Here is a 25,703-nt window from a genome sequence, read left to right as displayed (position 1 = left end):
TTATTTGATATTATACCCCAACATTATTTGATTTTTATTAAAGTCTTGTGCGGATGCTACATAATACCGGAAACAAGCCTAATGTTAGTATCTAACGTTATTAACTTTCAAAAAGTCTCTTAGGTCTTCGTATTCGCTATTTTCGAAGTAGCGCCATTTGCCAGGCTTTAGCATATCAAGGCTAACACGCCCAAAGCTAACACGTTTTAGGTCCATCACTTCAAGGTCAAAGTAGCCAAAGAAACGGCGTAGCTCTCTGTTTTGACCCTCGTTGATGATGACCTTTAGTTTTGTGTAGCCACCGCTTGAGCCAAAGACCTTGTAGGCTAGAAATGGCTTAAATTCCATTGATTTTATAGTGGTTTTTGCGTGCGCGCCTTTAGTGGCGTCCTTGGCAAAAAAGCCATTTGTCATCGCCTCTATCACCTCTTTTGTCACCTCGCCTTTTACTTTTAGGTAGTATTCGCGCTCTAAGTCGCTATTCATGAGTGCTGTGGCGATCGCTGGAGCGTCAGTTAGTAAAAGTAGCCCCTCGCTTGCGTAGTCTAAGCGCCCTACGCTAACAAATTTTGCAAATTTCTTATCTAGCGTGTCGTAGATCGTCTTTCGTCCGCGGTCATCTTTTTTGCTAACTAGCTCGCCCTTTTGTTTGTGATAAACGATAACGGTAAATTCTTTTTTTAGCTTTATCAAACGGCCATTTATACGCACTTTGTCATCTTCATCCACGCTTGTGGCAAGGTCGCTAACCACACGCCCTGCTATGCTAACCTTGCCAGCTTTTATCAGCTCATCTGCCTCACGGCGTGAGTAGTTTGTGTTATGTGAGATAAATTTATTTAGTCTTATTTTTTCCATTTTATAGTCCTAAATTTGCAAGGTCGTGGATGTGTAAAACGCCTACAGGCACGCCATTTTCTACGACAGCTAGAAGCTGAATTTTATACTTTTCTATTAAAGCTAACGCATCTACGGCTAACATCTCTTTGTCATTTATCTCTTTTGGATGCATGGTTGCAAATTTCATCGCTGGCTCTTCTAGGTCAAAGTCCTCTCTCATAAGCGCGCGCCTAAGATCGCCGTCACTTAAAAGAGCGTCTAGCACACCATCTTTATCGACGATGAGAACCGTGCCAAGCTTGCCATGTGTCATAGTATCGATCGCACTTTTTAGGCTTGCATTCCAGCGTACTATCGGTAAATTTTCGCTTCTCATCACATCTTTGACCTTCAAAAACAGCCTCTTGCCAAGGCTGCCACCTGGATGAAAATTTGCAAAGTCTTCTTTTTTAAAGCCACGCTTTTGCATCAAACAAACAGCTAACGCATCGCCAAGAGCTAACGTTAGCGTGGTTGATGCTGTTGGGGCGGCATTTAGTGGGCATGCCTCTTTCTCTACATTTATATCTATAAAAGCGTCGCTAAATTTACCAAGTGAGCTTGTCTTGCTTCTTGCCATGGCGACGATTTTCACGCCAAAGCGCTTTACGTGAGGCAAAATTTTGATAAGCTCATCGCTCTCGCCACTAAAGCTAATGGCTAACAAGATGTCATCTTTTTCTATCATGCCCAGATCTCCGTGCATGGCCTCTGTCGGGTGTAAGAAAAAGCTTGGCGTGCCAGTGCTTGCAAGCGTAGCAGCGATCTTTGCGCCCACGTGACCGCTCTTGCCCACGCCTGTGACTATGACTTTGCCTTTTGCGTTATATATCAAATTTACAGCATCTTCTATCTCTACGCTTTTAGCGTGTCTTAAAAGCTCGTTTGCCTCTATCTCTAAGACTTCAGCGGCGATTTGGTTGGCTTTTTGCATAAATTTTCCTTACATTAGATAGATGATCGGCACGATAGTTGGGTACTTTTTGACCTTTCTAAATATGTGCTTTCTGATCACTTGGCGCACTTGTGACTCGAGTAGTCTGCTATCTTTTAAAAGCTCCTCTTTGACGTTGCTTAAATACTGCTCTAGCACGCCCTCCATCTCTTTTCTAAACTCGGCGTCTTGCTTGTCGCCCACAAGGCCGTAGCTGATGACGCGAGGCTTGTTGATGAGTTTTGCGCCGTGACGTGAAATTTGAGCGATTATCATGACGACGCCTGCTTCGGCAAGGTTTTGTCTGTCGATGACGACGTCGTCTGAAATTTGTTTATTTATTTGATTATCTATGAAGACTTTGCCAGTTTTTACAGTTTTTACACGTTTTAGGTATTTTTGACAAACCTCCATCTGATCACCGTCGCTCATTAGATAGATATTTCTCTCATCCACACCACAGCTAATGGCCGTCTCTTTATGCTTTGCGATGTGGTTGTACTCGCCATGCACTGGCAAGAAAAATTTTGGCTTTATGAGGCGAAGCATCAGCTTTTGCTCTTCTTGCGCTGCGTGACCGCTGACGTGGATCTCGCTAAAGTCTTGGTAAGCGACGCTCGCACCTGATTTTAGTAAGAAATTTAGCACCGTTGAGACGCTGTTTTCGTTGCCTGGGATCGCTTTTGAGCTGATTATGATCTGATCGGTCGGCTTTATCTTTATATATTTGTGCTCATCTGTCGCCATGCGGTAAAGCGCGCTCATGGTCTCGCCCTGGCTGCCTGTGGTGACGATAAGTACCTCATCATCTTTAAATTTACCAACCTCGTTTGCGTCGATAAAAATTTTCTTATCAAGCTTGATGTAGCCAAGCTCCATCGCGGTGTATAAATTTCGCTCCATTGATCTGCCGATGACACAGACTTTGCGGTTGTATTTTAAACCCCATTCGATCGCTTGATAGACGCGGTGGATGTTTGAGCTAAATGTGCTCATGATGACGCGGCCTTTTGCTTTTGAAAATATCGCATCAAAGGTCTTGCCAACGCTACTTTCACTCTTTGTAAAGCCCTCTTTGTAGCTATTTGTGCTATCGCTCATCAGACAAAGCACGCCACGCTCGCCATAATACGCTAGTCTGCCAAGGTCTGTTGGGTAGCCATCTATCGGCGTGTGGTCGATTTTAAAGTCGCCTGTGTGGATGATCGTGCCTGCCTTTGTCGTGATAGCAAGTGCTGAGGCGTCGATGATAGAGTGGGTTATATGTATCCACTCGACTTCAAAGTCGCCTATGAGATATGGCTTCCTCTTCTCGACCGAACGGAAAAGCGAGCGCTCTTGTTTTAGCCCGTGCTCTTCAAATTTATTATTTATCATGCCAAGTGGTAAAGGTGTGGCGTAGATAGGAAATTTAAACTCTTTGTAAAAATAAGGCACTGCGCCGATGTGATCCTCATGTGCGTGAGTGATGATGACGCCTTTTATCTTATCTTTTATCTTGCGAACGTAGTCAAAGTCTGGGATGAGGATATCCACGCCGTGCATGCTCTCGCTTGGAAAGCTCATGCCGATATCAACGATTATAGCGCTAGTTTCTGTCTCAAAGACCGTCATATTGCCGCCGATCTCGCCAAGACCGCCAAGTGGAGTTATGCGAATTTTATGCTCGCTTGAGTTTAGATATTTTAGTGGCTCAAGTCTTAGCTCGTGAGTGGCTTTGTTTGCCTCCATCGCACTTGCGATATCTTGTTGCCACTGCTCGTTGCCATTTAGCTTTGCGGGTAAATTTTTCTTTGGTTTTTTAGCCTTTTTTGGTTTCTCTTTTTGCTCTTTTGTCTCGTTTTTAGCTTCAGCTTTTGGCTCTTGTTTTGGCTTTTCTTTTTGCTGTTTTTGCTCTTTTGGCTTATTGTTTTCGCCAGTTTTGTTTTGATTTTTGTTATTTCTTTGCTTTTTTGGGCGAGGATTTTGACTCTTTGGCTCGGCGTGCGTTTTGGCTTCAGCCTGTTCTGCTGCAAAGAAGTTATCTATCACGCTTTTGCTTGCCAGTGATGTTTGCTCGGTAGTTTCGCCCTCTTGTTTTGGCTTGTTTTTTGGTCTAAATCTTCGTCTTTTGTTGTTTTTACTTTGGTTAGTTACAACTTTCTCTTCGTTTTTGTCGTTCATTATCTTCCTTTAATCTTTCAAATACTTTTAGATAAGAATCGACATCTAGTTCGTGTGGACGTAAATTTTGAGCTAAGTCTAGGTCTTCAAAAATTTCTTCTAACGCCTTTTTGTCAAAATTTGTGGATAAATTTTTCAAAAGCGTCTTTCTTGGCGAAGCAAACGCAGCTCTTAAAAATGCTTTAAAAGCCTCGTATTGTTTTGCATCTTTGAAAATCCCGTCTTTGCCAAAAATCTTTTTTGTTTTTTGTAGTTTGATGACTGAGGATGTGACCTTTGGGGGTGGATTAAAAAGCTTTGCATCCACGTCAAACAAAAGCTCACACCTGCCTTGTAGTGAAGCGAGGATCGATAAAGCGCTAAATTCTTTATCCTTGCTCTTTGCACTAAATTTAAGAGCAACCTCTTTTTGTATCATCACGATAAGTCCAAGGCATTTTTCGTCATCTATCGCATTTAGTATCATCTTCGTAGCAACATAATAGGGCAAATTTGCGACTAAAAAGTAGTTCTGGCTACTTAGTCCGCCCTCTTGCTGCCACTGCTCTAAAGCATCTTTACAAAAAAGTTTTAATTGTCCATTTTGGATCTCATTTGCAAATTTGACCTTTAAAATTTGAAACAGCTCACAATCTATCTCAAAAGAGGTCGTTTTGTAAATTTGCAAAAGTCTAAATGTCAAATCACCTAAGCCAGACCCAATCTCAACGACGTTTTCTACGTCCTTGGGTATCGCTTGGATGATCTTATCTAGTGTCGCTTTGTCTTGTAAAAAATTCTGTCCAAAGTGCTTTTTTGCCTTTATCATAGCCGCGATATTAGCCAAAAATTACTTATACAATGATTACAAGTTTAGTTTAATCATATATAAAATGGACTATAATCACTAAATAACAACAAAATAAGGCGCAAATTTGAGTAGGGCAAACACCTTAAAATACTTTTTATTATCACAATATTTAGAGCCAAAAACCTTAGACGAGCCAAAAAAGACAAATAGCAAATTTAAAAAATCAATGGACCTTGAGATCGCAAATTTTGATGAGAAATTTATGCAAATTTTAAGGGCGTTTGATAGGTCGCTTTTAAAAAATGGTATAGAAATTTCAATTTATGGTGGCATTTTTGAGACTGACTTGCTCGCCCTTGCGATATCAAAGCTAGCAAAGGTGAAATTTGAAAAAGAGCAAATTTTAGAGGAGCTACGCTCTGAGCAAACGAGCTTTGAAAAGGCATTTTGTTATAAGCTTAAGCTCTCTGGCGATCTAGCCTTTTGCAAAAATGAGCAAAATTTTGCTCTAAAAGATGCAAATTTAGATGATGAGCTAAGCCCATTTTTCACGCCAAACTCATCAAATGACCTTTTCATCCCAACGGCTCCTTGGGCGATGGTGCGCCTAAACCATTTAAAAGAGATCAGCCAAAACGACTTTAACAAAGAGTGCGAGCACATCAAGGATAAAATTTCTATCCATAAAGAGAAAATGAGGCTTAGCGACTATGTAAAAGCGGTGCATGAGGAGCTAAAAAGCTCGCTAAAGACGCCATTTTGTAAAGACGTGATCAGGCTTGAAGTAAGGATCGCTGATCCAAATTTTAAAGAGAACGACACCCTTTTAAATAGCTTTTTTATAGATGATATAAATTTACTTATCAAATTTTACGAGTCAGGCAGGACGCACGAGCTGACGGATCAGTTTTTGGACGAGGGCGGTGAGAATAAATTTGAGAGGATTGATGTTAGAGATGAGCTAAATCAAAGGGCGGTTAGGGACTTTTTTGGGGCTGAGCGCTACCCAAGATCGGCTTTTGCAAGTGATTTTGCCTTAAATTTCTCACAGCAAATGGCGCTAAATAACATCATAGAGAAATTTAAAGAAGGTAACGGCGGGATTTATAGCGTAAATGGCGCTCCAGGCACTGGGAAAACGACACTTTTAAAGGACGTGATGGCTGAAGTGGTGACGCTTAGGGCGATGAAGCTCTCGCAAATGAGCAGACACGATATCTTTGAGCCAGTTTATGACAGCGACGAAAAGGCGCTTTATTTTAGGCTAAATGACGAGCTGCAAGGCTACGAGATGGTCGTTAGCTCTTGCAATAACGGCGCGGTTGAGATTTTGAGCAAGGAGCTAAGCCAGTTAAAAAGCATTGGCTCATATGCGGGTGAGATTGATTATTTTAAATTTATAGCCACAAGGCTGCTCTCGGCTGACGAAAAGAGTAAATATGGCGAGAAGTCCTTTATCTCAAAGCCGGCTTGGGGGCTATTTTGCGTGGCGCTTGGCTCAAAGCAAAACAAGTCAAATTTCGTTTTTAACGCAATTAATGGCGTAAAGATCGAGGCTACTCACAGCCAGCATGATGAGATATCAAAAGAGTATGGCGAGTTTTTGGAGCAAGATGGCTTTTTGATGGGGCTTGGCAAATATCTGGCAGTTGGCGAAGGGGTCGATGATTTTGACGAGGCGAAGGAGAAATTTAATCTCGCACTTCACGAGGTAAATTTACTTTTTAGTGAGATCAGGATCAAAGAAGAGGAGCTAAAGAGCCTTAAAATAGAGCTAGCTGATGTTGATAGAAGGCTAGAGAGCTATAACTCAGCCAAGCAGATAGAGGAGCTTTTATCTCCTCTTGAGAGCGAATTTGCTAACGTTAGTGGCGAGCTTGAAGATAAAAAGGCGGAGGCAGAGGAGCTAACAAGGCTTGTTAGTCAAAATGAAGCGTTGCAGGAGTATCTAAGCACGCCAGAAAAGCCGCCATTTTTTCTCTTTCAGCAGATTTTTAAGACAGAGGCCTTTGAAAAGTATAATAACGAGGCGCTAAAAGTTGGTGAGATAAACCGCCAGATAGCTGAGCAAAATTTAAAAGCTAGTAAGCAAAATGGCGAGAGCAAAGAGAAAAACGAGGCAAGGCTAAATGAGCTAAAAAGCGAGATAGCAGAGCTTGAGAACAGGGCTGCAGAGCTAAATACTAAGATAAATCTTTACAAAAGGTTGCAAAGCGACTTTGCTAGACGTCAAAAGATACTTGGCAGGAGCGAGGAGCTAGATATCTTTCTAAACGGCAGCTTTAGCGAGAGCAACGAAGAGATGCAAAAGAGTATGCCATTTATGATGGAGCGTGGCATAGACCAGGAATTTCACAAGACAAAGCTTTTTAGGGCTAGGATAGAGCTTTTTAAAGAGGCGCTAAATTTGCACAAAGCTGCCATTTTTGCCTGCAAAGAGGCTGTCAGGACAAATTTACGTGCCCTTAGCGTTATCTTTAACGATGAAAAGATGGCTGAGAAAAACGGCTTAGAGGCAAAGCATAGACGCGAGGTTATCAAGGGGCTCTTCTTGCTAACGCCTGTTGTTAGCTCGACTTTTGCCTCGTTTAATAACACCTTTAAAGACCTTTTAAATGGCGATATAGGCATGCTTTTGATAGACGAAGCAGGGCAGGCAAATTTAACTAACGCGTTAGGCGCCTTGCTTCGCTCAAAGATGGCCGTGGTGGTTGGCGACCCACTTCAACTTGAACCTGTCGTAACGCTGCCAGTTAGTTTAAATAACGCGATACTTAGCTACTGCGAAGCAAAGGAGGAGTTTAACTTGCTTAAATCCTCTGTGCAACTAAGGGCAGACAAGGTGCAGAATATCGGCACATATATAAAAGGTAGCGGTGAGAGTATCTGGGTCGGCTCACCACTGATCGTGCATAGAAGATGCGCTAACCCTATGTTTGAGACCTCAAACGAGACTATCTACGATGATATGATGATACTTGGCAGAAACGCGGCTAGTAAATTTGCAAACACTAACGTGCAAACAAAGTGGATAGACGTTAGAAGCGAAGAGTGGATAGGTAACTACAATAAAGCCGAGGGTGAGGTGGTTAAAGAGCTCTTAGCAGGCGAGCTAGCTAGCCAAAATTATAACATCAGGATAATAACGCCATTTAAAGATGTTTGTAGAAATTTAAAAGGTGCTGGCACTATCCACACTATGCAGGGCAAAGAGGCTGACATTATCGTATTTGTGTTAGGTGGGGCGACAAAGGGTGCTAGAGCGTGGGCTGCTAGCAAGCCAAACTTGCTAAACGTGGCGCTAACAAGAGCAAAAGAGGTTATTTATATAGTTGGAAACCGAGAAAATTGGGCTAGTTTGCCATATTTTGAGGTGGCAGCTAGAAAGATAGACAAAGGATAAATTTGGATCATTTTGCAAAACGCATAATCCCATGCCTCGACGTAAAAGATGGCAGGGTCGTAAAAGGTGTAAATTTTGTTGGACTTGTTGATGCTGGAGACCCAGTCGAGATAGCTAAAAGATACAACGACGAGGGCGCTGATGAGCTGTGCTTTTTGGATATCACAGCCTCTCACCTTGGCCGTGATACGATAGTTGATGTGGTAAAAAAGGTTGCAAGCAAGCTTTTTATACCACTAACCGTTGGCGGAGGCATACGCACGATAGATGATATCTCTCGCCTTTTAAATGCGGGCTGCGACAAGGTGAGCCTAAACTCATCGGCGATAAAAGATCCAAATTTGATCGACGAAGCGGCTAAGAAATTTGGCTCGCAATGTGTCGTTGTGGCGATCGACGCTAAAAAGATCGAAAATGGTTATAGCGTTTTTATAAATGGTGGCAGGATCGATACCAAAAAAGATGCCTTTGCTTGGGCAAAAGAGGTCGAGTCGCGCGGGGCAGGGGAGATATTGCTAACGTCTATGGATAACGACGGCGTCAAGCAGGGCTTTAGTCTGGAGCTAACAAGGATCTTTAGTGCGCTCTCTATACCGACTATCGCAAGTGGTGGCGCTGGGAAAATGGAGCATTTTAAAGAGGCTTTTGAAGCCGGGGCTGATGCGTGTCTTGCTGCTTCGATATTTCATTTTGGCGAGATCGAGATAAAAAAGCTAAAAGAGTATCTTAAGGCAAATGGTGTTGAGGTTAGGCTTTGATGTTAGTTATCTCAGCTGGAAAAAATGAAATTTTTGACTTTGCCTTGCCAATGGGGGTGGGGCTAGTCGATATGGCGGTAAATTTGACAAAGTTTTTGCAAAAAAGATCGTGTGTTGGGGTGGATGAAAAGAGTATAAATTTAAAAAATATTGATCCACACTACCTTGCAAAGGTCGAGGCCAAATTTGCAAACTCATCAAACCCAGAGCTACAAAATCTAAGCCAAAATTTGTCAAAAAATCCCGAGCAAAATTTATATCAGATGCCAGAAAAGATAGTTTTTGTTGGCTCAGCTGGCCTTTATAAAGATGGTGAAATTTTGCAAATTTATGAAAGCTCGGTTGGGGCAAATATTGAAATTTCTAGTATAGAAAATAGATCTTACTCGCCTATCGAGTGTGAAATTTCTTCTATCGTTTCACGTGGAACTATCAAAACAAATTCATCAAATTTCATAACGACAGATAAAAATTTGGCTTATAAGATGTTTGAAAAGGGATATTTTTTAGAAAATATGGAGTTTTTTTCTGTTCTAAAAGTGGCTCAAATTTTTAAAATTCCAGCTTATGGAATTTTCGTAGCGACAAATTTTTGTGATGAAAATGCGCATGCTGATTTTATAAAAAATCACTCTGCGGCTAAAGAGCTACTAACAAAATATGTAAAGGAAAATATGTGAAAAATTTGCTTGATCTTAGCATTGAAGAGTTAAAAGAGCTTGTCTCTCCCTCTTTTAGAGCGACGCAAATTTATGAGTGGATATACAAAAAAAATGCGACTGAATTTAGCCAAATGCTAAATTTACCAAAGGATATGCGTCAGGACTTGGCTGAGAAATTTTATCTTGACCCTCTAAAATGTGTGAAATTTGAGCAAAGTAGCGACGGCTCTATCAAGTATCTTTTTGAGCTAAAAGATGGGCTAAGGATAGAGAGCGTTTTGCTACCGATGAAAGAGGAGATTAGTGACGAAGATGGCAAGATTAGTCGCCATGCTCGTTATACTGTTTGTGTTAGTTCGCAGGTTGGCTGCAAAATGGGCTGTGCTTTTTGCCTAACAGCAAAGGGTGGACTTGTTAGAAATTTGACTGCTGGCGAGATCGTAGGGCAAATTTTATGGATAAAAAGAGAGAATAACATACCATACGAGAGGCGCATAAATGTCGTTTATATGGGTATGGGCGAACCGCTTGATAACCTTGCTAACGTTAGTAAAGCGATCAAAATTTTAGCTCTAAATGAGGGTCTAGCCATATCTCCACGCCGTCAAACCGTTTCAACTAGCGGCCTTGGCAGCCAGATAAAAAAGCTTGGCGAGATGGACCTTGGTGTTTTGCTGGCTATATCACTACATGCTGTTACTAACGAGCTTAGAAGCCGCCTGATGCCGATAAATAAGGCGTATAATATCGAGGCTGTTATGGATGCTGTTAGGGGATTTCCTATCGATATGCGAAAGCGCGTGATGTTTGAATATCTTGTTATCAAAGACCTAAATGACAGCGTTAGTGACGCAAAAAAGCTGGTTAAACTGCTGCATGGTATCAAGGCAAAGGTAAATTTGATCTACTTTAACCCGCATGAAGGTAGTGAATTTAGACGGCCTGAGCTTACCAGTATGCTAAAATTTCAAGAATATCTAAGAGATCATGGTGTCACCTGCACGATCAGACAGAGCAAAGGGCTTGATATAAGTGCAGCTTGCGGACAGCTAAAACAGCGAAATGAAAATCCTAAATTCAGAGCTAACGTTAGCGATAAGAGTGCAGCTAAAGCAGAAGAAAAACCAACTAACGATAAAACTAACGTGAGTAAAAAATGACAGCTCTTGATATCGTTGAGATAATTTTTATAGTGCTGGTTGTTGGTGTTGGACTTGGACTTATCATTAAAGTTTTAAAAGATGAAAATAAAACTTCAAAATAAAATCTGAAAAATTTGGCATGAAATTTTGTGGATGAAAAACAAAAACACAAAGTTGATTGCCAAAATTTAACTCACAAGTGGCTACACCAAAAATCTAATTCTATTTTTCAATAAAAACTCTATTTCAAATTTAAAAGCAAAATTATAAAAATTTTTATAGATTATTTTTACTAGAAAGACTTTTTAAAATTTAAATATTTTAATTATTTGCTTCTTTTGCAAATTTATAAAACTCACTTTCGGCGTCAAATTTGCTCTTTATCTTGTAAAAAATTTCATCAAATTTAAATGAAATTTCATCTGAGTGAAGCAAGAGCCTTTTTGCTCCAGTTAAATTTATCCGTTCACTCTCGCTCATCTCTTTGTCTAAAATTTTCTCGATCTGCGGACGTGACAAACCATAAAGTGGTTCGCCAAGGATCTTGTGTTTCACATGAAACAAATGCAACCGAATTTGATGTTGCCTGCCAGTGAGTGGGATAGCACGAACCAAAGTCGTATCGATATCGTCAAAATATCTTATCGGCAAAATTTTAGTCACAGCGCTCTTGCCGTTCTCACAAATTTGCATTCGCATTTTCACATCGTCGTAGTTGTTCGCTAGATCCATTTTGGCATCGATCGTAAATTCTCGCTCGATCTTGCCTTGTACCATCGCGACGTAGCTTTTAGAAACCTCTCTGTTTTCAAAGATTTTCTTTAGTTTTATCGTAGAATTTCTATCTTTGCCAACGACTATCACTCCGCTTGTTTCGCAGTCCAGCCTATGTGCCACACTCGCATCTCGCCCAAAAAGTGTGTAAATTTCATCATTTAGCGAGTAGTCGCAGTGCCTGCCATTTGGGTGGCTCAGCACCCCGCTTGGCTTGTCAAATACAGCAAAGCTCTCGCATTCAAAGATCGGCTTTAGTCCTTTTGGTTTGACCTCATAGTCGATCAAAAAGACATCGCCGCACAAAACGGCATTTTTCTCACTCACGACACTGCCGCCACAGATCAGTCTGCCTTTATCGATGAGGCGCTGGGTTTGGCTCATGTTAAAGCCATTTTTCAGCAAAATTTCGTAAGCTTTTTGATGATCTGCAGTAATGATAAATTTATTTACGTAGGGCAAAAATGATCCTTTGAAAAACGAGCGAGCTATCTTAAGCCCAAATTTATAAGCGTATAACCGACATTTCAGCCCGGATTTTATATAATCAAAACTTAAATTTAGAGAAATTGCACGACGTGATTTCTGGCTTAAAAAGCCAAATTTATACTTTCAGGACAAAAGCAAACTAACACAAAAGGTTCAACAATGGTCGAAAGATACTCACGCAAAGAGATGGCTGAAAAGTGGAGCATACAAGCAAAATACGACGCTTGGCTCAAGGTGGAAAAAGCTGCTGTTAAAGCTTGGAATAAGCTTGGCTTCATAAGCGACAGCGACTGCGAGAAAATTTGCAAAAACGCTAAATTTGAAGTGGCTCGCATCGACGAGATAGAAAAGACGACAAAGCACGACGTCATCGCATTTTTAACAAGCGTCAGCGAGAGCCTTGGCGAGGAGAGCAGGTTTGTGCATTATGGCATGACCTCAAGCGACTGCATCGACACAGCCGTCGCAATTCAGATGAAAGAGAGCTTAGAGCTCATCATCAGCGACGTAGAGGAGTTCATGCAGGCGGTCAAAGACAGAGCAAACGAGCACAAGCATACGCTTATGGTCGGCAGAAGCCACGGCATTCACGGCGAGCCGATAACTTTTGGCCTCGTACTTGCCATCTGGTACGATGAGATAGCAAGGGCGCTAAAGCTCATCAAAGACGCAAAAGATACGATCAGCTACGGCAAACTCTCAGGCGCTATGGGAAATTTAGCCCACGCACCGATGGAATTTGAAGAGCTAACATGCGAAGAGCTAGGTCTGAAAGCTGCTCCAGCCTCTAACCAAGTGATCCAGCGCGACCGCTACGCCCACGTGGTGAGTGCTATCGCTATCTTAGCCTCTACTTGTGAGAAGATCGCAGTTGCCATTAGACACTACCAAAGGACTGAGGTTTATGAGGCGGAGGAGTACTTTAGTCCAGGACAAAAGGGCTCAAGCGCGATGCCACACAAGCGCAATCCAGTCCTTAGCGAAAATATCACCGGCCTTTGCAGGGTGCTACGCTCATACGTCACGCCTTCTCTTGAAAACGTCGCCCTTTGGCACGAGCGCGACATCAGCCACAGCTCGGTTGAGAGATTTATCCTGCCAGATATGTTTATCACGGCTGATTTTATGCTGGTTCGCATCAAAAATTTGATAGCAAATTTAGTCGTATATCCAGAAAATATGATGAAAAATTTAAATTTAACAGGCGGTTTAGTCTTTTCACAGCGCGTGCTTTTGCAGCTGCCACAGCGTGGAATTTCTAGAGAGGACGCCTACAAGATCGTCCAGCGCAACGCCATGAAGGTCTGGGCGGACTTGCAGGAGGGCAAAAAAGCGATCGACGAGCAAGGTCACAGCCTATTTTTACAAAATTTGCTAAACGACGAGGACCTAACTAAGAGCCTTAGTAAAGATGAGATCAAAGAGTGCTTTGACTACAACTACTACACCAAAAATGTAGATAAAATTTTCGCCAGAGTTTTTGGCAAATAAATTTAAACGCAAGGGGTAAATTTAGCCCCTTGCAAATACCCTAACACAAAATCCACCTTAAATTTAGCTCGTCAAATTTATCAGCCAAGGGCGGCACTTTTCAAGTAGCGTTTACAAGTGTCAGCAAAATTTAGTGGCAATTTAAATTTTGATCTCCAAAACTAATCCAAAAGCTCATCACGTTTAACGCCTTCGTCGCTCTCTCACACTAAAAACGATAGTTTTAACAAGCCTTTATCTTTCTCATTTTGGTGGTAAATTTTATATTTATTGAGTAGCTTTTGGCAAAGAGAGTTTTTATATCTTTTTGGATAAAATCTCAAATTAAAATTTAACACGGAGAGACATTTTTGAAAGTTATAAAACGTAATGGCAGAACAGAAGAGCTTGATATCAGCAAGATCAAAAAATACACAAACGAAGCTGTCCTAGGTCTTAGCAACGTAAGTCTTAGCGAGCTTGAAGTAGATGCGAAAATTCAGTTTAGAGATATGATAACGACTGAGGAAATTCAGCAAACTCTTATAAAAACAGCAGTTGATAAGATCGACATCGACCGCCCAAATTGGACATTTGTTGCAGCAAGGCTATTTTTGTTCGACCTTTATCACAAAGTGACTGGCTTTAACGGCTACAACCACCTAAAAGACTACCTCGCAAAGGGCGAAAAGGTAGGCCGCATCATCCCCGGACTAAAAGAGAAGTACGACTTAGAGGATCTAAACGCATATATCAAACCAGAGCGCGACCTTCAGTTTGCATACCTTGGTATCAAGACGCTTTATGATCGCTATCTCATCAAAGACAAGAGCGGTATGCCCATCGAGCTGCCACAGCACATGTTTATGGCGATCGCTATGTTTCTTGCGCAAAACGAGCTAGACAGCCAAGGCTGGGCTAAGAAATTTTACGATCTCATCTCTAAATTTGAAGTGATGTTAGCCACCCCAACGCTCTCAAACGCAAGGACTACACGCCACCAGCTAAGCAGCTGTTACGTAGGCAGCACGCCTGATAATATCGAGGGCATTTTTGATAGTTACAAAGAGATGGCACTACTTTCAAAATTTGGCGGCGGTATCGGCTGGGACTGGAGCAAGGTGCGTGCGATGGGCGGCAGTATCGACGGACACAAAAACGCAGCTGGCGGTATCATACCATTTTTAAAAGTGACAAACGACATCGCAGTAGCGGTCGATCAGCTAGGCACTAGAAAGGGCGCGATCGCTGTTTATATCGAGCCTTGGCACATGGATGTGAGCGATTTTCTCGATCTTCGTAAAAACTCAGGCGAAGAGAGACGCCGCGCGCACGAGCTTTTCCCTGCGCTTTGGATAAACGACCTATTTATGAAGCGTGTCAAAGAAAATGGCCGCTGGAGCCTCTTTGACCCAGCTCAAGTAAGCGACCTTTGCGACCTTTATGGTGAGGAGTTTGAGAAGAGATATTTAGAGTATGAAAACGACGAAAATATCCAGAAAAACACCATCCTTGCAAAAGAGCTTTGGAAGAAAATTTTAACTAGCTATTTTGAAACGGGCATGCCATTTTTGTGCTTTAAAGACAATGCCAACAAAGCAAATCCAAACGACCACGAGGGCATCATCAGAAGCTCAAATTTATGCACCGAAATTTTCCAAAACACAGCGCCAAACTACTATAAGATCAAGATCACTTATGAAGATGGCGGCGAGGAGCTATTTGACGAAGAAGAAGACGTTACCGTAGATAGCGGCATAACTAAAAAGGCCAAAAAGCTTAGCGCGCTTGATAGCCTAAAAGGCAAGCAAATTTTCATCGTAGAAAAAGAGAGCATCGAGGGCAAAACGGCAGTTTGCAACCTTGCAAGTATAAATTTAAGCAAGATAAACAGCAAAGAGGACATCGAGCGTGTCGTGCCGATAGCTATTAGAATGCTTGATAACGTTATAGACCTAAATTTCTATCCGCACAAAAAGGTAAAACACACAAACCTATCATCTCGTTCGATCGGCCTTGGCGTCATGGGCGAAGCGCAAATGCTAGCTGAGAAAAACGTAAAATGGGGCAGCTATGAGCATTTGGCGCTGATTGATAGCATAATGGAAAACATAAGCTACAACGCGATCTACGCTAGCTCAAATTTAGCCGTAGAAAAGGGCATATATCCAAAATTTGAAGGCTCAAAATGGAGCAAAGGCATCATGCCGATAGACACCGCAAACGAAAACGCAAAAGCTCTTTTAAACGACAAAGGCGGGCTATTTGACGAAAATGTCTGCGACTGGGACAAGCTAAGAGAGAAGGTCAAGCGCGACGGCATGAGAAACGGCTACCTAATGGCGATCGCTCCAACTAGCTCGATCTCGATCCTTGTTGGCACTACTCAGACCATCGAGCCAGTCTATAAACGCAAGTGGTTCGAGCACAACCTAAGCGGTATGATCCCAAATGTCGTGCCAAATTTAAGCCCTGATACTTGGCAGTTTTACACGCCAGCTTATGAGCTTGATCAAAGAATTCTTATAAAAGCAGGCGCGATCCGTCAAAAATGGATCGATCAAGGTCAAAGCCTAAATATCTTCATGAGCTTAGACAAAGCAAGCGGCGGATATCTAAGTGAAATTTACACGCTTGCGTGGGAGCTTGGACTAAAATCAACCTACTATCTACGCTCTGAAAGTCCAGACAGCGAAAAGCTAAACGACGTGGCTGACCGCTCGATCGAATGCGAGGGTTGTCAGTGAAAAGCAAAAGGGCTAATATATGAAATTAGATAGATTTGAAATAAAAAATTTTCGTTCTATAAAAGACATGAAAATAAATATCGAGGAAAAAAATGGAAAAAAATGTTTAATCTTAGTAGGAAAAAACGAGGCAGGGAAAAGTAATATATTAAAAGCCATATCTGCAGTATTTAATGGATATAAGGTTAGCATAAAAGATCAAAGAAAAACAGCCTTGGATGATGACGAATACTATATTTATGCCATATTCAAACTTAATCAAGATATATTTGATTGTGTTGAAAGAAAATTAACTGAAGAATACACCATAAAAGACCTAGATATTTTTGAAGATAATTTAAGTATTGCAAATTTCATCAAAGATGCTTTTGATGAAATCGTATTAAGATTATATATAAAAGATAATGATATACCAAATTTAACCTATTGGATACATGAAGAATTAAAGGATAAATATAAAGTATCTAACTTATTCTACTACAGTACAGATAGTAAACAAATTGCAAAATTAGAAGGTGAAAGTAATAGTCCTTTACTTGAACCTTTGACGTATGATCACATGAAGACAATTGTATTTGAAATAATAAAAAATATAATATCCATGGAAAATATTTATAAGCGAGTTATGTTTTGGGAGTATAGCGATAGTCATTTATTGCCATCTAACGTAAATATAGAAAACTTTAAAAGCAACCCAGACATATGTATGCCTTTAAAGAATATTTTTTATTTAAGCAATATAAAAGATATTCAACAAGATATTGAAAATGCAGCCAAGAAAGATAAAGGACTACATAGCTTTTTAGACAATATATCTAATAAAGCAACAAAAGAATTTAGAGAAATATGGCCTGACTTAAAAAATATAAAGTTTATTATAAGAAAAGATGGTGAAGAGTTTGATATACGAATACAGGAAAAAGAGTTTTATTCTAATGAGGATAGAAGTGATGGCTTTAAGAGGTTTATAGCAATATTACTTATATTATCAATTGAATATAGAACACAAAAAGACTATAGTAGATTAATCTTATTTGATGAACCAGATGCTTTTTTATATCCAACTAGCGCGAGATTTTTAAAAGAAGAATTACTAAAAATTTCAGAAAAAGCTGTTGTAATTTACTCTACGCACTCTCCTTTTATGATAGATAACGAGTGTATAGAAAGACATCTGGTTATAGAAAGAAAGGATGATATTTCAGAAATAGTCCCACAAGACAAATCACCATTTCAAGAAGACGAACTTTTAAAAAGAGCAATTGGAAGTCATATATTTGAAAGTATACAGTCAAAAAATATTATTTTTGAAGGATATACGGATTATAAAGTGTTTAAAAACACTTATAAAAATAAGGATTTTAAAGACTGTGGTCTAGTTTATATGGGAGGTATAAAAGAAGTTAATACAATAACTACAATGATGATGCTAACTGGCAAAAAATTCCTTATAGTATCCGATAGTGATGAAACTTCAAAGAATAAAAGAAAAGATTTTGAAAGAGATTTTCCTACTTTAGAAGAAAACTGGCTCGAATATGATGAGATCTTTGATAAATCTAATATGATAAAAACACTTGAAGATTTTTATAAATTAGATTATTTGTCAGATAAAATTAAACAGTATAATGAAAGTTATAAGTATGATGAAAATAAATCTAGCATTGACAATATAGATAAAGCCGTAAGTCAAAATAAAGAAAAAAAGCAAGAGATAAAAAATGCACTAGCAATTAATGCTAAAAATGAAAATATAAAAAAAGAATATTTTCATTTTATTCAAAAGATCAAAGATAAATTAGACAGTTAGAAAATTAAGATAATGGATTTATAGTGTTATTTTTTCTATAGCATGCATGTAGTTGTAATCCATGCTTTATTTTATCGCGTAAAATATCGTATTATAATTTTTCTTGATAGCGATCCGCTTTAAGACTAGTAGATATTTGTTATCTGTATATTTATCGAAGTCATTTTTGTCCTTTAAATTTTTGAGATTATACCCAAATAAGCTTGATTGACCTGTAAAATTTCAAATCTACTATTTTAAAAACTAAAATTAAAATAATTGTTTAAGTAAAAATGATCAAATTTTAATTTAAAATACTTATAATACGTAAATTTATCCTTTAATAAAACTCTCTAAAATTTTATATTTTTTGATAAATATTATTAAACAAAATAAAATAAGTTTTCTATATTTTAAGCTTTCTTGTCCTATACTTTTAAACTCCATATCAAAAAATAATCAGAAAAGAGCAAGTGATGCGTGAAATTTTAAAACGAGATGGCACAAGGCAAGAATTTGTAGCATACAAGATAGTAGATGCTATAAAAAAGGCATTTGCCAGCGAAAATAAAGCTTATGACGAGCAAGTTTTTACAAATGTAGTCCAAGATATCTTTCAAAAATCAAGTGCGATAACAGTCGAAGACATCCAAGATGCGATAGAAAAAGAGCTATTTGACGGCGGACATTTTGAAGTACTAAAGAGCTTCATGCTCTACCGCCACACCCACAAGCTTCAACGCGAGCAAATTTTAGGTCTAAACGAAGATACGACCTACATAAACTCAACCCAAACGATAAATGAGTACATAAACGGCACTGATTGGAGAATTTCTGCAAATTCAAACACAAGCTACTCAAACGCAGGCCTTATAAATAACACCGCCGGCAAAGTCATAGCAAACTACTGGCTAGACGCTGTTTATAGCAAAGAAGAGGGCTTAGCGCATAGAAACGGCGACTATCATATCCACGACCTTGACTGCCTCACAGGATACTGCGCTGGCTGGAGTTTGCGAGCTTTGCTAAACGAGGGCTTTAACGGCGTTCGTGGCAGGGTCGAGAGCAAAGCTCCAAAGCACTTTAGAGAGGCGCTTTATCAGATGGCAAATTTCTTAGGCATCTTACAAAGCGAGTGGGCTGGCGCTCAGGCATTTTCTAGCTTTGATACCTACCTTGCGCCTTACGTCTTCAAAGACGATCTAAGCGACGCCGAGATCAAAAAGGCGATCACTAGCTTTATTTTCAACCTAAATGTCCCTGCGCGCTGGGGACAAAGTCCATTTACAAACGTAACCATAGACATCACCTGCCCAAGCGACTTAAGAGATCAGATCCCAACGAGCGATGACATACACCTTTTTACAAATGTAAAAGATGAGAAAATTTTGAAAAAAGCAAACGAGCGTGGCAGGAAAAATTTGATCGATATGACCTACAAGGACTTCGAGCCTGAGATGGCGCGCATAGATAAGGCTTTTTACGAGGTTTTGACAGCTGGCGACAAGTGCTCACAGCCTTTTACATTCCCTATACCAACGGTAAATATCACAGAGGATTTTAACTGGGATAGCGAAGTAGCAGACGTTCTCTTTGAAAATACCGCAAAAATGGGCTCAAGCTACTTTCAAAATTTCATCGGCTCGCAATACACTTACGACGAAAATGGCAACAAGATAGAAAACGAAAATGCCTACAAACCAGGCCACGTGCGCTCTATGTGCTGCCGCTTGCAGCTTGATCTAAGAGAGCTTTTAAAACGCGGTGGCGGTCTTTTTGGAAGTGCTGAGATGACTGGCTCAATAGGCGTCGTCACTATAAATTTAGCCCGCCTAGGCTATAACTTCAAAGGCGATAAGGTCGCGCTTTACAACAGACTAAGCTATCTTTTAGACCTAGCTAAATCAACCCTAGAGAAGAAGCGTAAATTTATCCAAGAGATGTATGACAGAGGGCTTTATCCTTACACAGCTAGGTATCTAAAGCACTTTAACAACCACTTTAGCACGATCGGCATAAATGGCATGAATGAGCTACTTAGAAATTTCACTGGCGACAAAGAGAACATCTCAACTAAATTTGGACGTGAATTTGCCCTTGAGATGGTTGGCTTTTTACGCGATAAGATAAGGACATTTCAAGAAGAGAGCGGAAATTTATACAACCTTGAGGCAACTCCAGCTGAGGGCACGACGTATCGCTTTGCCAAAGAAGATAAAAAGCGCTACCCAGACATCATCCAAGCAGGTGAGGGCGATAATATCTACTACACAAACTCAACCCAGCTACCTGCAAATTTCACAGACGACGCTTACGAAGCGCTTGATCTGCAAGATGAGCTACAAAGCGCCTACACTGGCGGCACCGTCTTTCACCTATATATGAAAGAGCGCATCAGCTCGGCTAAAGCTTGCAAAGAGCTTGTAAAGAGTATAATCTCAAACTACAAACTCCCATACATCACGATAACGCCAGTCTTTAGCGTCTGCGCAAAGCATGGCTACATAGCTGGCGAGCATGAGTTTTGCCCACTTTGTGATGCAGAGCTGATAGAAAATGAGAAGAAAAAATCCAAATAAGGAGAGAAAATGACAGAAAAAGAAATCTTAGAAAAAGTGCAAGACAAACGCACAAGATGCGTGGTCTATACTCGTGTTATGGGTTATCATAGACCAGTTGAGAGCTTTAATCTCGGTAAAAAAGGCGAGCACAAAGAGCGTGTTAAATTTGACGAATACGCGAGTTGCTGCAAAAAGTAACACAAAATCTTAAAAAATAGTATAAAATACGTTTTTTTAAAAAAAGGCACATTCTCTGTGCCTTTAAATTTCACATAGGTTTTAAATTTGCAAAAAATTTTTAGTATAACGCCATTTACGACGCTTGACTATCCTGATAAAGTGGCAGCTGTCATCTGGTTTGCAGGGTGTAATATGCGCTGTGGATACTGTTACAACATCGAGGTTGTAAAGTCAAATGGCACTATAAGCCTTAGCGAAGTTTGCGACTTTTTAGATCGCAGGGTCGGCAAGCTAAATGGCATCGTCTTTAGCGGTGGAGAATGCACAGCGAATCCTTTATTTTTTGATTTAGCACGTGAGGTAAAGGCACGTGGCTTTAGTTTAAAAGTAGATACCAACGGCTCATATCGTGACGTCTTGAAAGAGGCGATAGATGAGGGGCTGATCGACTACATCGCGCTTGATTTTAAAGCTCCAAAAGAGAAATTTATAGGCATCACTGGCTCAAATTTATATGAGAAATTTGCCGCCACGCTTAGATACTTGCTTGAGATAAATTTTAAATTTGAAGTTAGAACGACCGTGCATGCGGACTTGCTAAGCGAAAAGGATATCTCTGAGATGTCCGAGCTACTTTTTGAACTTGGGTATAGAGGGGATTATTTCTTACAAAAATTCTTTAACACTGGCGAAAATTTTGGAGGCTTAGGCGATCCAAAAAACAGCTTCGATCCAGATAAGATCACATCAAAACTACCTATCAGACTAAGAAATTTCTAAATTTAGCGCCGATAAAAATAGCTAAAAATAAGAAAATTTAACTAAAATTTACCTCAAATCGCAAAAGCAAACAAGGAGAAAACTATGCAAAATTTCAGCTTTTTAAACCCTACTAAAATAGAATTTGGCAAAGACAAAGAGCAAAACATCGGCAAATATATGAAAGAATTTGGCGCAAAAAAGACGCTCATCATCTATGGCAGCGACAGGATCATGCAAAACGGACTTTTTGACGTTGCCACAAAGAGCCTAAGCGCAAATGGCATCGAGTTTTGCAAGATAGGCGGCGTGAAGTCAAACCCAGTGCTAAGCAAGGTAAATGAGGCTATAAATTTGGCTAAAAAGCAAGGCGTCGATAGCGTGCTAGCCATAGGCGGCGGCTCGGTACTTGATAGCGCCAAGGCCGTGGCTGCAGGAGTTAAATATAATGGCGACGTTTGGGACTTTTTTACTGGCAAATGCCCAAAAGAGGCGCTTATGATCTTTGACATCATAACACTAGCTGCAACTGGCTCAGAGATGAACGGCGGCGCAGTCGTTACAAATGAAGCTACAAAAGAGAAATTTGCCATGCACGGCGCTTGTCTTTACCCAAAAGTCTCGGTGGTAAATCCGCTTCTTCAAGCAAGCGTTAGCAAAGAGTATTTGGTCTATTCAGCCTCTGACATCATCGCTCATAGCATCGAGGGCTACTTTACGGCGAGCATCCAGCCTGAGATCATAAATTTATACATCGAAGCAAACATCAAAACCGTTATGAAAACGACTGAAATTTTACTAAAAGAGCCAGAAAACTACGACGCTAGAGGCGAGTTTGCCTGGGCTGCTACGATGGCGCTAAATGGCCTAACTTACGTCGGCACGGCTGGCTACTCATATCCAAATCACATGATCGAGCACGCCATAGGTGCGGTGGTTGATTGCGCGCATGGGGCTGGGCTAAGTGTGGTTATGCCAGCTTGGATGAAGTGGTATAAGAGTAGAAATTTAAAGGCATTTAAGCGCTTTGGCAAAGAAATTTTTGGCGTAGATGACGCAGACGAGGCTATTGAAAAGCTAAAAGAGTGGTTTAGCAAGATCGGCACGCCAACAAGCCTCATCGAAATCGGCGTTGATGAGTCAAATTTAGACGAGATCATGGCGCTAGTTTATGACTACGCCAAGGGCAGGGGCTTGGAGCAAATTTATACAAAAGAGGCCATAAGCGAAATTTTTGCCTTAGCGAGATAGAATTTATCCAAAATTTACAAAGGATAAACATGAAAAAAGTCGCCCTTATAGCAGGAGCCAGCGGCGCTGTGGGAAGTGAAATTTTAAAGGATTTATGCGAGAGTGAGCACTATAACAAGGTGGTCGCCCTTGTTAGGCATGAGCTAGAATTTACCCATGAAAAGCTTGAAGTAAAGATAGTAAATTTTGATGATTTTAAAGATGAGGTGCCATTTATCGCTGATGACGTCTTTTGCGCGCTTGGCACTACGATGAAGGCGGCAAAGCACAAAGAGCAGTTTTACAAAGTCGATGTGACCTATCCGATAAATTTCGCCAAATTTGGCTTGGAGTGCGGTGCAAAACGCTTTGTCTTGCTCTCGGCTGCAGGGGCAAACAGAAAGTCAGGCTCGTTTTACCTAAAGGCAAAAGGTCAAGCAGAAACAAAGATAAAAGAGCTTGGATATAGCTCATTTCATATCGCTAGGCTGCCACTTATCGAGGCTGATAGGAAAGAATTTAGACTAGGTGAGTATTTGGCGATAAAGGCGTTTAAATTTATCCCAAAAGGCTTTTTTGACGAGTATCGTCCGATGAGAGCGGAAGATATCGCTAGAGTGATCGTGCAAGTAGCACAAGATGATCACAGTGAAGGTGTAAAAATTTATAGTCCGGAGGAATTTACAAAATGAAAAAATATATAGTGATCACTGGGGCAAGCTCAGGCATAGGAGCGGCTGTGGCAAAGGCATTTGCAAGGCGCGGGGAGAATTTGATCCTAGTTGCAAGACGCAGGGAGCTTTTAGAAGAGCTAAAAAGCGAGATAGCTAAATTTGCAAATGTCGATGTGGTGATAGAGCTTTGTGACCTTTCAAAGCAAGAAAATGTCCTAGCTCTTTGGCGAAATTTAGAAAAATTTGAGCTAAAAGCGCTTATAAACAATGCTGGCTTTGGCGACTATAATAAGGTTGGCGAGCAAAATTTAGACAAGATCACGCAGATGATAAATTTAAACATCATCTCTCTTGTGACGCTCTCAACACTTTTTACTAAAAAATATAAAGACAAAGATACGCAGCTTATAAACATCTCTTCGATAGGCGGCTACAAGATCGTGCCAAACGCCGTCACATACTGCGCTAGCAAATTTTTCGTAAGCGCCTTTAGTGAGGGGCTTTACCACGAGCTAGCACAAGACAAGCAGGCAAAGATGCAGGCAAAAGTGCTAGCTCCAGCTGCCACAAAGACAGAATTTGGCATGGTGGCAACTAGCAAAGAGAGCTACGACTACGACAAGGCGTTTAAAAAGTACCACACGAGTGAAGAGATGGCGGAGTTTTTGCTGCGCCTTTATGATAGTGAGTATTGCGTTGGCTCGGTGGATAGAGATAGCTTTGAGTTTTCACTACACCAGCCCAAATTTGACTATGCGATCAAATACGAGCCAAAAGATAACTAGGCGTTAAAGCAAAAGTAGGACAAAATAAAAGGCAGATCATGAAATGCGTTAGAGTTGCTATTTTAGGGGTTTGTTTGGTAGGCGCTTGCTTTGGTGGCGAGCTTAAATTTGATGAAAAGAAATTTGAGCTAAAAAGCGTGCAATTTGGCGAGAGGACGCTTAAATTTAGAGCTTATGAGGGCATAGTCTATGTGGCAAAGCCAGCTAGCGACTATGAGGTGCTTAATTTTTACGTGCCAGAGGGTAAATTTAGCGACCAAAAAGGGGCTATCTTTATGCCAAACGCGATCGGCGGCTACATGAGCGCTAAACCACAAAAGCCAGAAATCCAAAACGAAAAACCAAATGCCACCCTTGAAGCGCTTCTTAGAGGATACGTCGTGGCAAGCGTTGGCGCTAGGGGCAGAACGCTAAAAGATGGCGAGAAATTTATCGGCAAAGCGCCAGCTGCGATAGTCGATCTAAAAGCGGCCGTTAGATATCTTAAATTTAACGACAAATTTATGCCAGGCGACGCAAATAAGATCATCTCAAACGGCACGAGCGCAGGCGGCGCGATGTCGGCACTTCTAGGAGTAAGCGCAAATGCAAAAGAGTATGAGCCATATCTTAAAGAGCTAGGCGCTGCAAAGGCGGACGATCAAATTTATGCCGTCTCAGCCTACTGCCCTGTTACAAATTTAGAGCATGAGGACGAGGCGTATGAGTGGATGTTTGGGGATTTGGATAAATTTGAAAGGATTGATTTTGCAAGTCTTGACGCGGCTAGCTTTAATGACAGGAGCAAAAAGCCAAAGATGATTACGGGCGAGCTAAACGCCACGCAAAAAGAGCTCTCACGCGAGCTAAAAGTCAAATTCCCAGCCTATCTAAACTCGCTAAATTTAAAAGACGCCAAAGGCCACGCGCTAAGCCTTGATGAAAACGGCGAGGGCAGCTTCAAAGAGTATATAAGCGCTCTCATCTCAAGGGCTTTTACCGCTACAAAAAGCAGCGACAAAAGCACGCTCACGCCTAAATTTATAACTCTTGATACGCAGGGCTGCTCGCTTGGATATACATTCAAATTTGAGGACTTCATTGCCTCGCTAAAACGCGCCAAAACGGTGGTTGCATTTGACGGCCTTGGGCTAGAAAATCCAGAAAACGACCTTTTTGGCGATAGCAAAACGCCTGCAAAGCACTTTACTAAATTTGCAAAAGAGCGAAGTGACGGTGAGATGGCAGACGCTAGCGTCATAAAGATGATGAATGCGATGAACTACACTAAAAATAAAGAGGGGGCGAAATTTTACCGCATAAGGCAGGGCACAAACGACACCGACCTAGCCCTTGCTGTGCCTGCTATGCTCGCACTTTCGCTTAAAAATGCTGGCAAAGAGGTTGATTTCGAAGCGGTCTGGGGGCAAGGACATGGCGGCGACTACGACCTAGACGAGCTTTTTGCTTGGATGAAAAGAGTTTTAGAAAAATAAATTTAAAGGAGAAAGTATGAGAAATTTAAAAATTTTCAA

The 25,703-nt window shown here is 40.8% G+C and carries 17 protein-coding genes and 1 pseudogene; 13 read left to right on the top strand and 5 right to left on the bottom strand.

Features of this window, described 5'->3' with window-relative positions; translation table 11 throughout:
• Positions 1 to 84: 84 nt before the first annotated feature.
• Genes CVS89_RS09715 through rsmA form a run of 4 tightly spaced genes read right to left on the bottom strand, consistent with a single transcriptional unit; the run spans position 85 to position 4,784 of the window.
• A complete protein-coding gene (locus tag CVS89_RS09715; protein WP_232524030.1) occupies positions 85 to 849 on the bottom strand; it encodes a pseudouridine synthase in 765 nt (254 codons plus the stop codon).
• Between the two features lie 10 nt (positions 850 to 859).
• Positions 860 to 1,813: a KpsF/GutQ family sugar-phosphate isomerase gene (locus CVS89_RS09710; protein WP_107848000.1), complete on the bottom strand. Its 954-nt coding sequence runs from the start codon at positions 1,811 to 1,813 to the stop codon at positions 860 to 862.
• 9 nt (positions 1,814 to 1,822) lie between these two features.
• Positions 1,823 to 3,976, bottom strand: coding sequence for a ribonuclease J (locus CVS89_RS09705; protein WP_196088146.1), 2,154 nt, complete (start codon positions 3,974 to 3,976; stop codon positions 1,823 to 1,825).
• Positions 3,942 to 4,784, bottom strand: coding sequence for a 16S rRNA (adenine(1518)-N(6)/adenine(1519)-N(6))-dimethyltransferase RsmA (gene rsmA, locus CVS89_RS09700; RefSeq protein ID WP_107848046.1), 843 nt, complete (start codon positions 4,782 to 4,784; stop codon positions 3,942 to 3,944). Before rsmA ends, CVS89_RS09705 begins: the two co-directional genes overlap by 35 nt.
• 106 nt (positions 4,785 to 4,890) lie before the next feature.
• Between rsmA and CVS89_RS09695 the strand changes: the two genes are divergently transcribed.
• Genes CVS89_RS09695 through rlmN form a run of 4 tightly spaced genes read left to right on the top strand, consistent with a single transcriptional unit; the run spans position 4,891 to position 10,749 of the window.
• Entirely contained in the window at positions 4,891 to 8,169 is a 3,279-nt protein-coding gene (locus tag CVS89_RS09695; protein ID WP_107847999.1) for a DEAD/DEAH box helicase, read from the top strand.
• A gap of 2 nt (positions 8,170 to 8,171) precedes the next feature.
• Positions 8,172 to 8,927 (top strand): imidazole glycerol phosphate synthase subunit HisF, encoded by a 756-nt coding sequence (gene hisF / locus CVS89_RS09690; protein WP_107847998.1) that lies wholly within the window; start codon positions 8,172 to 8,174, stop codon positions 8,925 to 8,927.
• Positions 8,927 to 9,607, top strand: a complete 681-nt coding sequence (locus CVS89_RS09685) for a purine-nucleoside phosphorylase (protein WP_107847997.1) — start codon at positions 8,927 to 8,929, stop codon at positions 9,605 to 9,607. The genes hisF and CVS89_RS09685 overlap by 1 nt, the downstream gene beginning before the upstream one ends.
• Positions 9,604 to 10,749: a 23S rRNA (adenine(2503)-C(2))-methyltransferase RlmN gene (gene rlmN / locus CVS89_RS09680; protein WP_107847996.1), complete on the top strand. Its 1,146-nt coding sequence runs from the start codon at positions 9,604 to 9,606 to the stop codon at positions 10,747 to 10,749. The genes CVS89_RS09685 and rlmN overlap by 4 nt, the downstream gene beginning before the upstream one ends.
• 303 nt (positions 10,750 to 11,052) lie before the next feature.
• On the opposite strand, the gene CVS89_RS09675 is transcribed toward rlmN, so the two are convergent.
• Entirely contained in the window at positions 11,053 to 11,967 is a 915-nt protein-coding gene (locus CVS89_RS09675; protein ID WP_107847995.1) for a pseudouridine synthase family protein, read from the bottom strand.
• A 186-nt stretch (positions 11,968 to 12,153) separates the two neighbouring features.
• On the opposite strand from CVS89_RS09675, the gene purB reads away from it, so the two are divergent.
• The 9 genes and pseudogenes from purB to CVS89_RS09625 all read left to right on the top strand — a co-directional run bounded on the left by purB (position 12,154) and on the right by CVS89_RS09625 (position 25,664).
• Positions 12,154 to 13,485: an adenylosuccinate lyase gene (purB, locus tag CVS89_RS09670; RefSeq protein WP_107847994.1), complete on the top strand. Its 1,332-nt coding sequence runs from the start codon at positions 12,154 to 12,156 to the stop codon at positions 13,483 to 13,485.
• Positions 13,486 to 13,835: 350 nt separating this feature from the next.
• Complete coding sequence (locus CVS89_RS09665) at positions 13,836 to 16,211, top strand: ribonucleoside-diphosphate reductase subunit alpha (protein ID WP_103636828.1); 2,376 nt, start codon at positions 13,836 to 13,838, stop codon at positions 16,209 to 16,211.
• Positions 16,212 to 16,230: 19 nt separating this feature from the next.
• Positions 16,231 to 18,021 (top strand): ATP-dependent nuclease, encoded by a 1,791-nt coding sequence (locus tag CVS89_RS09660; RefSeq protein ID WP_107847993.1) that lies wholly within the window; start codon positions 16,231 to 16,233, stop codon positions 18,019 to 18,021.
• A gap of 455 nt (positions 18,022 to 18,476) precedes the next feature.
• Positions 18,477 to 20,759, top strand: a pseudogene (locus tag CVS89_RS09655) (ribonucleoside triphosphate reductase).
• An 87-nt stretch (positions 20,760 to 20,846) separates the two neighbouring features.
• On the top strand, positions 20,847 to 21,521 hold the full coding sequence (locus CVS89_RS09645; protein WP_103581587.1) for an anaerobic ribonucleoside-triphosphate reductase activating protein: 675 nt from the start codon (positions 20,847 to 20,849) through the stop codon (positions 21,519 to 21,521).
• A gap of 84 nt (positions 21,522 to 21,605) precedes the next feature.
• A complete protein-coding gene (locus CVS89_RS09640; protein WP_107847992.1) occupies positions 21,606 to 22,751 on the top strand; it encodes an iron-containing alcohol dehydrogenase in 1,146 nt (381 codons plus the stop codon).
• 29 nt (positions 22,752 to 22,780) lie between these two features.
• On the top strand, positions 22,781 to 23,422 hold the full coding sequence (locus CVS89_RS09635) for an NAD(P)H-binding protein (RefSeq protein WP_107847991.1): 642 nt from the start codon (positions 22,781 to 22,783) through the stop codon (positions 23,420 to 23,422).
• Positions 23,419 to 24,189, top strand: coding sequence for an SDR family NAD(P)-dependent oxidoreductase (locus CVS89_RS09630; protein WP_107847990.1), 771 nt, complete (start codon positions 23,419 to 23,421; stop codon positions 24,187 to 24,189). The genes CVS89_RS09635 and CVS89_RS09630 overlap by 4 nt, the downstream gene beginning before the upstream one ends.
• Before the next feature lie 38 nt (positions 24,190 to 24,227).
• Positions 24,228 to 25,664: a subtype B tannase gene (locus CVS89_RS09625; RefSeq protein ID WP_107847989.1), complete on the top strand. Its 1,437-nt coding sequence runs from the start codon at positions 24,228 to 24,230 to the stop codon at positions 25,662 to 25,664.
• Positions 25,665 to 25,703 lie beyond the last annotated feature (39 nt).

The organism is Campylobacter concisus, assembly GCF_003048615.2.
Classification (GTDB): Bacteria; Campylobacterota; Campylobacteria; order Campylobacterales; family Campylobacteraceae; genus Campylobacter_A; species Campylobacter_A concisus_C.
The sequence above is the reverse complement of the archived record's forward strand: the minus strand, read 5'-3'. Positions and strand labels throughout refer to the sequence as shown.